This is a genomic window from Alphaproteobacteria bacterium 33-17 (assembly GCA_001897445.1).
Lineage (GTDB): Bacteria > Pseudomonadota > Alphaproteobacteria > Rickettsiales > 33-17 > 33-17.
Window position 1 is genome coordinate 107968 of record MKSX01000010.1, and the last position, 13643, is coordinate 121610.

Below are 13643 nucleotides of genomic sequence, written 5' to 3' on the forward strand. Positions count from 1 at the left end.
ACCACAAAAGAAACTTTAGCTCAAGCAATTTTGCATAAAATATTAAAAATATATTAAAATTTTAACTTTTATCAAAAGCTTATTGAAATTTGTGAATTATTAAGTTGATGTAATAATATAAATTAAACTAGCAAAATAAATGAGGTTTAAAAAAATTCTCTAAAAATAAAAAAGGGGACGAAAGCGCCCCCTATTTTATAAAAGAAAAAAACTAAATTAGTTTTTGTGTTCTTCTGTAGCTTCTTCTTTCTTTTCTTCTGTTTGCTCAGCTGGCTTGTCACCATCTTTGTGTTCATCAGCTGCAACCGCTGCAGAAGCAACGTTGAATGCAAATACAGAAGCGATAAGAGCTAAAAGTACTTTAGACATATTATTTATACCCAAAAATTGTGTTGATTATTAGTACTACTAAATTAAGTACAAGTTCATTCTACACATTTTTAAATTATTTGGAATAGTTTTTTTACAAAAACACATAAATATTCTGTCTTTTGTATTAAAAATACAACATATGAACAATAGCAAAAAACTTTGCACTTTGTATATTAAATTTTATTTAAGGGAAATTTAAAAATGGTGGAGGTGAACGGGATCGAACCGATGACATCTTGCTTGCAAAGCAAGTGCTCTACCAACTGAGCTACACCCCCATAAGAAAGATACGCATTTTTTAGCATACAGGTTTTATGTTGTCAATAGATACTTAAAAAAATTTTTAAAAAATCCATGTTCCTTCTGCAAAAGCCAGTGGAAACTCGGTATCTACATGAGTAAATCCATATTTAGATACTAAAAGTTTTTCTGCTTCCATGAATTTTTCAACGTTAAAGTTACATTGTGATAGAGACTCCATAAGGTCATTTTTAAAATCTTCAGAAAAATCATTTTTATATATTTTGAGCTTAAAACTTTCCTGATCGACAAAATCAATATGAAGCAAAAAGTTTTTTTCGTTCTCACTAAATACATAGTCTGCAAATTTAAATGCAGCATCAGGCTGCGTTAGAGTATTAGATTCCATGTAAAAATATAATTTCTGCATAACTTTCCCTCATAATTTTTTTGAGAGATTAAACTAAAAATTATTTTATTCAAATAGTTTTCTACCTATTCTAATATAATTTGCGCCATATTTAATCGCAATTTCATAATCATCACTCATTCCCATACTTAAGCCGCTTAAATTATTTTGCTTAGCTAAGTTCTGTAGCTCCTGAAAATATGGTGACGGATCAACATCTACAGGCGGCATTGTCATAAGACCAATAACTTTCAAATTATGAAATTTATTACACTCTTCTATAAATTTATTTAAATCGCCTGCATCTATACCAGACTTTTGTGGCTCCTTTGCTAAATTTACCTGTATAAAGCAGTTTATAATTTTATTGCTATCACTAGCTGCCTTATCAATAAGAGCAGCATGCTTAATTGAGTCAAGAGAATGTATGTAACTGCAGAACTTAACAATCCTTTTAATTTTTTTGCCTGATAACTTACCAATAAAATGAATATTTACATTTTTATTATTTAATAAGTTTCGTAGTAAAGGTTCTGCTTCCCATTTACTTTCAATTTCTTCTATACGGTTTTCCCCGAAGTCTTGAGTATCAAGATTTATTATATCGATTGCTGGTCTTCCTTTAGTAACTGCAATGAGCTTGATATTAGAAGGCAGGTGTGCTAATATTTTCTGATTCATAGGTTTTATCATGGCAAGTTCGAGCAATAAAATATTAATTTGGGTTTTAATGTTACTAGATATAGTAGCTTCCGCTGAAACTGAAATTAATATACCTAGCTTTCCTGATATGTTAGACCACTTTAATACAACACCTCAATTAATGCAATTTGTTGTTGGGCTTAATTACCTTGGCGTTTGTATCTCAAGCCTCATTTATGGAATTATATCAGAAAGATATGGACGTAGGCTGCCTTTACTTATAGGTCAGTTTATATTTTTAGCCGGATCTTTAGGATGCGCTCTATCACTTAACAATTTTACACAGCTTTTAATATTCCGTTTTATTCAGGGATTTGGGTGTAGTTCTGTATTTGTAATTAGCAGTGCTATTATTTTTGATATTTTTAATAAAGAAGATGCTGCTAAGACATATGGATACATGAATAGTGTAATTACTTTATTTATGGCAGGGTCACCAATACTTGGAAGTGTAATTAATGAAACCTTAGGCTGGAAATATAATTTTTATGTAATCTTTATAGCAAGTTTATTTTCAACTTTAGTAACTTTAAAATATGTTCCTGAAACTTTACCAGTCGAAAGCCGCAAAAAATTATCAGCTACAGAAGTGCTAACTGCATATAAAAATATAGTGACATCCAAAATTGCATTAGGGCTGCTTATGATAGTTGCCTTAACTGTCGCATCTTATTTTGTATATGTAACGTATTTATCGATTATATTTATTGACTACTTACACGTTGAAAAAATTACGTATGGTTATTTACAGGCTGCAATTACCGCTTCATATGCTTTCATGAGTGTATTTACTTCGCTGATTATTAAAAAAATTGGTTATGTAACTACACGAAATTTATCTGCATTTATTACTGGTAGCTCTTCTGTTGGTTTTATTATTTTTTCGGTTTTAAATCCTAATAACCCATATATTATTACAGCGTTTATGTGCTTAATTTCACTTGGTCTTGCGCTATTTATTACAATATCGTTTGGTGATTATATGGAGCAAGTTGCAGATAATAAAGGTATAACATCATCGTTCTGCACATTCTTTAGACTGCTTTCAACTTCACTAATACTTTCAGCTACTGGCTTATTCTTTGACGGAACAATTATTCCAATTGCAGCAGTAGTGTTCTTGTTAAATATATCATCTTATATTATCTATTTATTGATTAATAAAAAAATTAAATTATCATAAAAAAGTTAGTAATTAATTTGATATAGTATAGCAATGACAATTTTTCTAAGAGTAATCGGTTTTTTAGTGGCTTTTGGCATGCTGCTTATTTCTGGTTATGCATTTGTTTTTGTATTGCTTGCATTACTTCCTACTATTGTTGCCGTTTCAATAGATAAAAGATCCAGCCGTGCTGCATCAAATACTATTGGTGGATTCAATATATTAGGCGTTCTTCCATATGCAGTAGAATTACTTCAGGAAGGTTTGGGTGCAAGTTCAAAAGCTCAGGCAATGCTTACTGACCTTACCGTCTGGTTTATAGTTTACGGATCTGCAAGTATTGGGTGGATTTTAATTTGGGTTGTACCGCAAGTTTTTGGCAGCTATTTTGTATATAGAGAAGAAAGAAAAATTAAAACTTACTTAGATGAGCAAAAAAAACTTTACGACGAATGGGGGCCAAAAGTTGGCTTTAAAAAGAAGTTCTTAGGCGAAGCTATTTCATCAGACGATGATGATGAATAGTAAAGTTATCAAATTTTATCAGTAAAAATCGCATTTAATCCCACATAACCTTAATATTTTTCTAATAAATCATAAAAATTGGCTTTATTTTTATTAAATAATGTATATACATATTGTAAGTTAGTATTAAATTATTGATTTATTTGAAAATTATTTCGTCAATGTGAAAGGTAATTATTTTATAAATAAATTGTTTACTTTTGTTTAATTATATTATATACTCGAGCCGATAAATTAACGTAATAATAAAAATAGGTGTGACATGATTATTGTAAGAAACGCTTTTCAGCCCACCATTTACATCATTGATGATAAATCGGAATCTTTAAAAAACATTGACTCAATAATAAAGCAACATGGCTTTATTTCTTCTTATGAGACAAATATACAAAATGCTATGAAGTATTTAAGTACTCATTACCCAACAATTATTGTAATTTCAGAGAAAATTTCTGGTATTACAACAGGTTCTGAGCTTTGTTTATACACAAAAACATTAGATAATCTTAAAGATACAGTTGTAGTAATGGCAAAATTTGCTGATTCTAATACTGAAGAAGAGCAAGATGCAAAAAAACGTCCACATGCATACATTTTAAAAGATAAATCTGACTTAGACTTTATTTCTAAAATTAAATATCAATATATTGTTAGACGCTCTACAAAACCAAACACAGAGCTGACATATGGTGATATCACAATGAACTTAGATTCATATGTTGTAACAAGAAAGACTAAAGACTTAAAATTAGGTCCGACAGAGTTCAAAATTTTACAATGTTTCCTGGAAAATGCTGAATCTACTCTTTCAAGAGAGCAAATTATGGCGTATGTTTGGGGACATTCTGACTCTATCGAGCCAAGAACAATTGACGTACACATTAACCGTTTACGTTCTGTTCTCAAACTTACAAAAGATGAGCTTCCAATCATCGAAACAATCAGATCGGTAGGTTACTGTTTAAGACATAATACACCGGTAAATGCTTAATTTATAGGGAAAAATATGGCAATGGGATTTATAGAAAAGATACCACCTTTTAGATGGATGTACTATAAGTTGTTTTGGAATGACCAAGATCACTTAAAAGCTTCAGAAGCAGTTCTAAAAAAAGTTGTGGATAATCTTGGCTATTATTCCCCGAATGACATTTGGGAGGCTACTTTACATTTATCTTATGTAAGTCGTCCTGAATCTGTAATAAAATTTTCAAAAGATTCAGATCTCATTGCCCAGTATTCCAGAAAAATTATATCCGAAGCCCTAGCAAGAGGCTGGGATAGCGCCGCTGACTTTGGTATTATTGCAGGGAACATGTACGGCGTTGTCGATCACCCATACCTTACAAGCCTTGTTCATGAATGCGTAGTTGATCATAAAGTTAAAAATGCTATGCATTTAATTTCAGAATATGGAATTATTCTAAGTCCTAAAGATACAAATTCAATGCTTATTGACTGTTCATCTTCAAAAGCTGACTTACTAAATTTTATAAAGTTTATGGATCAGCAGGAAAAACTTTTAAGGGATTCAAGCATAAACAGATTCAATAATTATACATATTATGAAAAAGTAGACGCAATCGAGTTTTACAAAACAACAAAACTTGCTGCTAAAATTCATTACGATCAAATTCTGGAAAAAGAAGCAGTTGAGAGAGAGAAAGCTAAAATTGAAGCTGATAGAAAAGAACTCGAGAAAGAAAAGAAAATACTTGAAGAGCATAAAAAGCAGGAAGAAATTAAGTATCATCCGCATACAAAAGTAGAAGAAACAAAAGTAAACCACTACCCTGATAATACGTATAATAACTATCAGAATCATAATCAGTTTTATTACGATCAAAATACAAACCTGTATTATAATCCAGCAATGAATGTTTATTATGATCCTACAAATAATTTGTATTACGATCATGTAAATGGTTATTATCAGCTTGTAAATTACCCAGATATGGCTTCTGCCCCTTATATGGATATGTAGGTGTTTTTAATATGGGAATATTTAGCTTTATAAACTATTTTAGTAGCAATGAGTCTCTTTATAAGAATGCATTAGATGCGTTTAAAAATGACGATAACGCTGTAGGGCTTGAGTATTTATCATATATTTCAACATCGTTTTTTTCTAAAGACTCTAAAGAAGATATTATTAAATCACTTCCATCTGATGAGCTTTTAACCAGCAAATTATTAAGCTTAATAGCTGATGATTATAGTTTGGTAAATTCTCATGCAGCAATGATTGTACTAAACTCAGTAAGAAAGCATGAGAGCTTTTCTATATTTGCAGAAAATGATTTTGTAAAACTGATAGCTGATAGATATGGCATAGTAAAAGCTTGCAAATTTGCTGTCCAAAATGATATTTGCTTAACTACAAAGTTATATTGTGAATTTCTGGATAATTTAGCCAGTTCTGGAAAATATGGTGATATAGCTGAAATTTCAGAGCTAGTTAAAAATCAGGTTGATAATTTATTAAAGCCGTATAATGAAGATTATTATGGCATTTCTAAGATAAATAAAAGTTATTTTATTGGACATTTAGCCGAAATGCTTGATGAATCAGCAAATGTTTTGACGGATAACCATTCTTTCTATAATATCTACCCACGAAAATACCTTGCAGATATGATGGATTGTTTGCTTAAAGATCATTCTGCTGATTATTAATACTATATATTTCATTTTAAATTTTAAAAAATCATGACCAGAGGCAGAAAAAAAGAAGTTAAATCAATTACTCTTACAGGTAATATTTTCCTCAAATACGAATACGAGGAAGAACAAACTTTTGAAACCGGCGACATAATGTTTGTACTCAATAATGACGCAACAAGTCCATTTAAAGGTGAGTACTACAAAATAGGATATGCTGGATATTTCAAACTTTACGTATATGATGGTTACGACTGGAAGCATTTAATTGACAATGAATTCTTTGAAAACAGGGAAAACCATTTTTCCAAGAAAGAAATGCCAATAGATAATTTCGAGTTTATCAAAGATACTGTTACATGTAAGGCAGGTGTGCTAGTTTATAAGACTTATAGAGAGCATTACACCACATATTTACATGAGATGAACGCTTTTAAAGGCAAAAAAGGTCATTTTAAGAAAGACAAATAAAGAACCAATGTAACAGTTGCTTTATATGTTTTGATAATATAGTTAAAGTATTTGAATTATGACATAGGAATAGCGAGCGAAACCTAGTAAATGTGACGCATGAAAACCTAAACTTAAAAAACCATACCATAATTATAAAGACTTAAGTATACTAGCAGACTGCACCTATAAAAACTAAATTTTAGAGCAGTTGCTTCACGTACGATTAACCGATATTATCATTCCTTATTGAGCGGCGAATTAACGCCGCACAATATCTTCAAATACTATATATTATTAGAAATAGCCTCATTTACTGCTTCTTCAAGTCCTTTTGAGGTTGGAACTGCCCCTTGTGCAAAGTTAGCCGAGCCGCCGCTTCCGCTTCCGCCCATTTTAGTTACAATGTGTTTAGCAACTTCAGCAGCATTTAGCTTACTTGTAAGACTTGCACCAAGTGCTACAACTACAATAGATTTATCTGTTGATTCATTTAATATTACTACAGCTTTATCATTTTGCGATTTAAGGCTATTATCAACCCAAGACTTAAGGTCTTTAGGGTTCATATTACTAATTCTGCAAATTGCAACTTCAATTCCTTCAATCTCTGTAGTACTCTCAAAACTTGTAGCTAAAATTTGTCTTTGTAAGTTAAACAGCTCTTTCTCTAAATTTTTCTGACCAGAAAGTAGGCTATCAACCTTGGTAACAAAATCATTAACTGGCACTCTTAACTGCGCTGAAGCATCAATTAAAATCTGCTCTTTATCATGAGTATATTTTATAGCATCTTCGCCTGTTACAGCTTCAATCCTTCTTACGCCCGCAGCAATTGCACCTTCAGATGTGATTTTAAATAAGCCAATATCACCTGTTCTTCTAACGTGCGTACCGCCGCAAAGCTCAACAGAATATCTTTTTGCGTTATCAAGCTCATCACCCATTGCAACTACGCGTACGTCATCACCATACTTTTCACCGAAAAGTGCCATAGCGCCACTTTCCATAGCATCACTATGTTTCATGAGTTTAGTAGTAGCTTCAGTATTATTTCTGATAAGCTTATTTACTTCTTGTTCAATCAGCCTGATTTCATAAAATGTTATTGGCTTGTTATGGCTAATATCAAAACGTAATTTTTCATCAGTAACAATCGATCCTTTCTGGGTAACATGGTTACCTAAAATCTTACGAAGCGCCGCATGGAGTAAATGCGTTGCACTATGGTTAGCTCTAACTTTCAAACGTTTTTCAACATCAATATGAAGCTGTACAGTTTGACCTTTTTTCACTTCACCACTTATAACATCTGCAAAGTGAACATGAAGATCATTAAACTTCTTAGTATCTTTAATAGCAAGATCCGCTGTATCAGTTTTAGCTGTTCCCATGTCACCTACTTGTCCGCCAGACTCACCATAAAATGGCGTTTGGTTTGTAATAAATAATACAGAATTTCCTTCTTTAGCACTATCTAATTTATTGTTGTCTTTAATTAATTCTAGAATTACACCTGTGGAATTTTCAGAGTTATATCCTAAGAACTCAGTTGCTCCGTGTTCAGCCTTAAGATCGAACCAGATTGTATCTGTTTTATTTTCACCAGAACCAAGCCATGACTTTCTCGCAAGTTCTTTTTGCTTTTGCATGCTTGCTTCAAAGCCTTCTGTGTCGACCGCTATGTCATCTTTTCTTAAAACGTCACATGTTAAATCAAGCGGGAAACCGTAAGTATCATAAAGCTTAAATGCAACTTCACCGCTTAGGGTCTTTTGTGAGCCAAGTTTATGAGTTTCTTCTTTTAAAATTTTCATCCCTCTATCAAGTGTTTCAGAGAATCTCTCTTCTTCCTGATAGATTGTATCGGTAATAAAATCTTTAGCTCTGATAAGCTCAGGATATGCCTCACCCATTTCACGAATTAAACTTGGAACAAGCTTATGCATAATATTGTCTTTAGAACCTAACTGGTTCACATGCCTCATTGCTCTTCTCATAATGCGGCGAAGAACATATCCTCTGCCTTCATTAGAAGGAATAACGCCATCTGCAATTAAAAATGATGTTGATCTTAAATGATCAGCAATTACTTTAAATGAAGGTAATATGTCATCAGTTGGTTTTACTTTAATTAGCTCAGAAGTTGCCGATATTAGGTTTTTAAACATATCAATCTGATAGTTATCATACTGCCCTTGCATTACAGCTGCAAAACGCTCTAAGCCCATACCTGTATCAATACTTGGCTTTGGAAGCGGATCCATTTTACCACCAGCTTTTTGTTCAAACTGCATGAATACCAGGTTCCAGATTTCTACATATCTTTCGCCGCCCTCATCTGGCTGACCAGGAAGTCCACCCGATAAATGCGCGCCATGATCATAGAAAATTTCCGAACAAGGACCACACGGGCCTGTATCACCCATTGACCAAAAATTATCAGATGTAGCAATTTTGATAATTCTGCTTTCTTCAACACCTAATTTTTTCCAGTAAGAATAAGCTTCTTCATCAGTATGATACACTGTAAAGTATAATTTAGACTTATCGATTTTTAGTTCACGTGTTAAATAATCCCATGCGAAATAAATTGCCTCTTCCTTGAAATAATCACCAAATGAGAAATTACCGAGCATTTCAAAAAATGTATGGTGACGCGCAGTATAACCAACGTTCTCAAGGTCATTATGCTTACCACCGGCTCTAACACTTTTTTGTGAAGTTGTGGCTTTTGAAAACTGCGGAGTTTCTACACCTGTGAAATAGTTTTTAAACTGCACCATTCCCGAGTTAGTAAACATAAGGGTTGGATCGTTATGTGGAATAAGCGAGCTTGAAGGAACGTGAGAGTGTCCTTTATCAACAAAATAATCTAAAAAGCTTTTACGAATGTCATTAACCGTAATCATAATCTACATCTTACAAAAATTTATTTATATAAAAAACTACTTAAATAATATTTCCCCCAGACTTATAATTCAAATAATTTGAAAGCTGGGGGAAATATTTTTTATGAAAAACTAACTAAACTTATTGTTTAGGAGCTTCTTCTTTCTTTGGAGTTGCTTCAATTTTTGGAGCAACTTCTTTTTCATTTACAGCAGGAAGCTTCGTAATAGCTGGTTTATTTTCTTCTGGTTTTCCAGGTATAGCATCAGGAGTTGTAACATTTGCACCTGATGTAAGTCCTAAGAACGCACCTAATAAATCTTGGCTATTAAGTTTGCCGAAGCTCATTTCGTTGCCTGCTTTGTTAAATACTAAATCATATGTAACAATAGCTGGTGTTTTGTTAGCTTCGTCAGCTTCTGTAGCAGTATTTGCATAAAGCTTAATTTTTTCGTTAACAACATTTTCATCTGTATTAAATAATACCGATAAAACTTTAGTTAACAGTTCGTGATTCTTAACAACAAATGTAACTTTAATTGCATCATGTTTAATATCACCTTTAGCAGAATAATTAAAATAATCTGACACAAAGCTAAAGTCTTCGATAACAAATTCTTGTCCATTTGTAAGATCAACTTCAGCATTAATCTTCATTTCATTATCTTTAGCAGCTAGTGATTTTACATATTCACGTAATTTTTCTGGAACATTGTTAATCTCTTCACCGATATGAGCTATTTTATAGTTTTGAATATACAATTTAACATCGTAAAGCTTCTTTTCTTTATCTTTTTTTGTTACAGAAAAATTAGATTTATCGATTGTATTTATAAGCTCTTTTTTATCTCCAGCTAGCTCATATGTTTTAAGCTGATTTGGTTGATTATATTCAAAGCTTTTAATCATATTCATCACTTCTTCAGATGTCATATCTTTCTTAGCAAAGTGCATTGATTTTTCAAGAGTCAAGTCGTAAGCGTTATTGCTTCCAAATTCCATGACTGTTTGTTTATCAGAACCTTCTGTTTTAATTGCAAGTTCTTTCGGCATAATTAATCTAAAATTATCAGCCATCACATTCGCTGAAAGAACAAGCTCATGATCAGATTCAAATTCTGTTTTAATATTTTTCCCTGATGGTTCAGGCGCAGTTAAAGTAAGTTTTGGTTTTGTAAGTACAAAATCAAATCTGAAAGGGAAACCACCTGATTTCATATCTTCATAAGTTAGTGCAGGGAAATCCTGAGCTAACGTATGTTTTAAATGGTGGCTTAAATTTGAGTGTGCAAGATTCCATACTAGTAAGTATACTAATAATAGAATTGCACTTAATATTGATATTCTTTTTGCGTTCATTTTTTAATCTCACATATTTCTTGTTGCGTTTGGCAATTTTACGGTAAGGCCATCTAAACCTTCTGTCATGATTATTTGGCAACCTAGTCTGGAAGTATGTGTCAAACCAAAGGCCAAGTCAAGCATATCCTCTTCATCCTCACTAGCTTCTGGTAGTTTATCAAACCATTCTTCATCGACAACCACGTGACATGTTGAACATGCAAGCGACCCTTCACAAGCACCTTCAAGGTCTATATCATTTGAATGCGCAACTTCTAAAAGAGAAACTCCAAGTGGAGCTTCTACTGTTTTTACAGTACCGTCCGTTTCAAGAAAATTTACTTTAATAGTCTGCATATTATTCTCCTTTTGTTTTTAAAGTATTTTCCAAGTCTTTGATATTCATGCCTTTTAACTTATTTGTCAGACCAAATTCCAAGTGTTTTTCTGCTACAAATTCAGCGATGTGTTCAAATTCTATAAAAATTTCTTCAAGATTTTCGATATCGTTATAATTATCAAGATTATTTAAAGTTTCAAGTAGTTTATCTAAACTCTTCACTTTTAAAATTGGCATATCAGCTATGGCAGAATTAATCTGACTTGCTAAAATCCTGATTTCCGCCCTTTTTTCGGCGAGTTTTCGTTTATTAAAATCTTCTCTAGCAAAGTCCATAGCATCTAAGATCATCTCTCTAATAGCTTCCTTTGGCAAACCGTAAGACGGGCTAACCTCAATTGTTTGCCTTGAGTTTGAAATTTCTTCCCACGCAGTTATTGTAAGCAAGCCATCAGCATCCATCATAAACTTGGTATGAATTTTTGGAATCCCTGCTTTCATTGGCGGAATATTTTTAAGCTCAAACCTAGCCAGTGACCTATTATCTTCGGCCATTTCCCTCTCACCCTGCACAATATGAAAGCTCATAGCAGTTTGACCATCTGTATACGTAGTATAACTTTGGGTAAAACTTGCCGGAATTGTGGTATTTCTTGGAATAATTTTTTCAACTATTCCGCCCATAATTTCTATTCCTATCGACATAGGGCAAACATCAAGTAACAAGTGACCTGAGCCTTTAATCAAGCTTTCAGCCTGAATTGCAGCGCCCATTGCTACAACTTCATCTGGGTTTAAATCGTCTAATATATTTATATCGAAAATATTGGCTATAGACTGTTTTATAACAGGCATTCTGGTTGATCCGCCAACCATAATAATTCCGTTAATTTCAGATTCATCGATGCCTGAATCGATAATTACTTTCTGTACTAACTTTAAAGTTTTAGAAGTAAGGTCTCGGGTAATTTCTTCAAATATTTCGCGTGAAATAGAAAAGTCATCAATAGTAGCATTTTCTTCTAAAGTTAGATTTTCTTTTAATTTTTTAGCTATTTCTTTTAGCTTAAGAGGCTCTAAATTTTTTGCACTTTCAAAGTTTGCTATTAAATAATCGTATATTTTGTCATCATAATCATCCCCACCCAGCTCACTATCGCCGCTTGATGCAACTACGTGGAAAACATTATTTTCCATACGTAGTAAAGATACATCAAATGTACCGCCGCCTAAATCGTATACCAAGTATATACCATTTGCATTTTTATCAAGCCCGTATGCTATTGCTGCCGCTGTTGGTTCGTTTATTAAACGCATAACATCAAGTCCTGCAATATTTGCGGCATCTTTTGTTGCTATTCTTGCGGCTTCATCAAAATAAGCAGGAACTGTTATTACAGCTTTTTTAATTTTTTTATTAGTTGCTTTTTCAGCTTTATCCTTAAGTCTTTTAAGTATCATTCCTGAGAGTTCAGGAGCAGAATAAACCTTATCAGCAAATTTTATACCTGGATTATCTCCAAAAACTGGCTCTATATCGTAAAACTTTTTAAAAGCTGCTGATTCAAGCAAACTTTTACCCATAAGTCTTTTAAAAGATGCTGCTGAACTATCACCTATATTAATAATAGAAGGTATAATTCTGCCTTCACTATCTTCTATTATACTTGCTTTACTTTCATGTGACAAAGCTACCAGTGAGTTAGTAGTACCAAGATCTATACCGATTGCGATTTCACTGTCTTCCTGATGTGGAAGCTTAGACTCGCCTGGCTCAGATATGTCGTATAATTTCATTTTTAATCTCTATTAGAATCTTATCTATGTACTGCATAGATATAGCAATTTCTGCAGCTTTTGCAAGATCGTCGTTTTTTAAGCTATTATCTGCATCCATTAACATTTTAGAAAATTTCGCTTTTAAATTAGCTTCCAGAGATTTGAGTTCTTTTACGTCGTTTGCTCTATTTATAATTTCATGAATCTCTAAAACTTCCATTAAAAGGTTCATAGATGGTTTTATGGTTGCATTCTCTTCATTAACTATAATGCCTTTAAGCTTTATAATATAGCTAAGACGCCTAACATCATGCGAAAGTACTCTATAAGCTTCGTTCACCATAACAGACTTATCAAGTATATTAAAGCTCACTTCATTTACTTTATCAGGATGAAATTCCTTTTGTAGATCCTGATATTTACCACGCAAATAATCTTTATCAATTATTACAGATTCAGGTAGATTAAATAATTCAAAATAGTTCATGATTAATTTTATTAAATAATTGGCATAAGAATACTTATGAATTTTTGTTGCAGTGAGCTTAATTGAATTACACCACATAAGCAATTACTTTATAAATAGATTGCCACAAAATACTACGTATTTTTTGCTAATAGACATTACTACAAAACCTGACGTCATCACGAGGAAAATGAAATTTTCCGTGGTGATCCATATTATAAACAAGGCTATTGATTATTTGAGGCTATAACAGATTTAGATTGCCACAAAATGCTGTGCATTTTTCGCAATGACTTACAGA

13 protein-coding genes and 1 tRNA gene are annotated in these 13643 nt (G+C 32.5%); 6 read left to right on the forward strand and 8 right to left on the reverse strand.

Annotated features, from left to right (window positions below):
* Positions 1-574: 574 nt before the first annotated feature.
* The 3 genes from BGO27_07805 to BGO27_07815 all read right to left on the reverse strand — a co-directional run bounded on the left by BGO27_07805 (position 575) and on the right by BGO27_07815 (position 1714).
* Positions 575-650 (reverse strand) — tRNA-Ala (locus tag BGO27_07805).
* A 65-nt stretch (positions 651-715) separates the two neighbouring features.
* A complete protein-coding gene (locus BGO27_07810) occupies positions 716-1042 on the reverse strand; it encodes a hypothetical protein (GenBank protein OJV15802.1) in 327 nt (108 codons plus the stop codon).
* 45 nt (positions 1043-1087) lie between these two features.
* Positions 1088-1714, reverse strand: coding sequence for a YggS family pyridoxal phosphate enzyme (locus BGO27_07815; GenBank protein ID OJV15803.1), 627 nt, complete (start codon positions 1712-1714; stop codon positions 1088-1090).
* Here BGO27_07815 and BGO27_07820 point away from each other — a divergent pair.
* The 6 genes from BGO27_07820 (at position 1713) to BGO27_07845 (ending at position 6545) form a co-directional block, all read left to right on the forward strand.
* Complete coding sequence (locus BGO27_07820) at positions 1713-2906, forward strand: hypothetical protein (protein ID OJV15804.1); 1194 nt, start codon at positions 1713-1715, stop codon at positions 2904-2906. The two genes, BGO27_07815 and BGO27_07820, sit on opposite strands and share 2 nt — an antisense overlap.
* Before the next feature lie 33 nt (positions 2907-2939).
* Positions 2940-3413: a hypothetical protein gene (locus tag BGO27_07825; GenBank protein OJV15805.1), complete on the forward strand. Its 474-nt coding sequence runs from the start codon at positions 2940-2942 to the stop codon at positions 3411-3413.
* 262 nt (positions 3414-3675) lie between these two features.
* A complete protein-coding gene (locus BGO27_07830) occupies positions 3676-4404 on the forward strand; it encodes a hypothetical protein (GenBank protein ID OJV15806.1) in 729 nt (242 codons plus the stop codon).
* 15 nt (positions 4405-4419) lie between these two features.
* Positions 4420-5397 (forward strand): hypothetical protein, encoded by a 978-nt coding sequence (locus BGO27_07835; protein ID OJV15807.1) that lies wholly within the window; start codon positions 4420-4422, stop codon positions 5395-5397.
* A gap of 11 nt (positions 5398-5408) precedes the next feature.
* Positions 5409-6089, forward strand: coding sequence for a hypothetical protein (locus tag BGO27_07840; protein ID OJV15808.1), 681 nt, complete (start codon positions 5409-5411; stop codon positions 6087-6089).
* A 33-nt stretch (positions 6090-6122) separates the two neighbouring features.
* Positions 6123-6545 carry a hypothetical protein gene (locus BGO27_07845; protein ID OJV15809.1) on the forward strand — a complete coding sequence of 141 codons (423 nt, stop codon included), beginning with the start codon at positions 6123-6125 and terminating at the stop codon, positions 6543-6545.
* 266 nt (positions 6546-6811) lie between these two features.
* Here the strand turns inward: BGO27_07845 and BGO27_07850 are convergent, their stop codons facing one another.
* The 5 genes from BGO27_07850 to BGO27_07870 all read right to left on the reverse strand — a co-directional run bounded on the left by BGO27_07850 (position 6812) and on the right by BGO27_07870 (position 13441).
* Positions 6812-9436 carry an alanine--tRNA ligase gene (locus BGO27_07850; protein ID OJV15810.1) on the reverse strand — a complete coding sequence of 875 codons (2625 nt, stop codon included), beginning with the start codon at positions 9434-9436 and terminating at the stop codon, positions 6812-6814.
* Between the two features lie 121 nt (positions 9437-9557).
* Positions 9558-10775 carry a hypothetical protein gene (locus BGO27_07855; GenBank protein OJV15811.1) on the reverse strand — a complete coding sequence of 406 codons (1218 nt, stop codon included), beginning with the start codon at positions 10773-10775 and terminating at the stop codon, positions 9558-9560.
* A gap of 9 nt (positions 10776-10784) precedes the next feature.
* A complete protein-coding gene (locus tag BGO27_07860) occupies positions 10785-11114 on the reverse strand; it encodes a 2Fe-2S ferredoxin (GenBank protein OJV15812.1) in 330 nt (109 codons plus the stop codon).
* A 1-nt stretch (position 11115) separates the two neighbouring features.
* Positions 11116-12894: a hypothetical protein gene (locus BGO27_07865; protein ID OJV15813.1), complete on the reverse strand. Its 1779-nt coding sequence runs from the start codon at positions 12892-12894 to the stop codon at positions 11116-11118.
* Positions 12872-13441 carry a Fe-S protein assembly co-chaperone HscB gene (locus BGO27_07870; protein OJV15814.1) on the reverse strand — a complete coding sequence of 190 codons (570 nt, stop codon included), beginning with the start codon at positions 13439-13441 and terminating at the stop codon, positions 12872-12874. The genes BGO27_07865 and BGO27_07870 overlap by 23 nt, the downstream gene beginning before the upstream one ends.
* Positions 13442-13643: the final 202 nt, after the last annotated feature.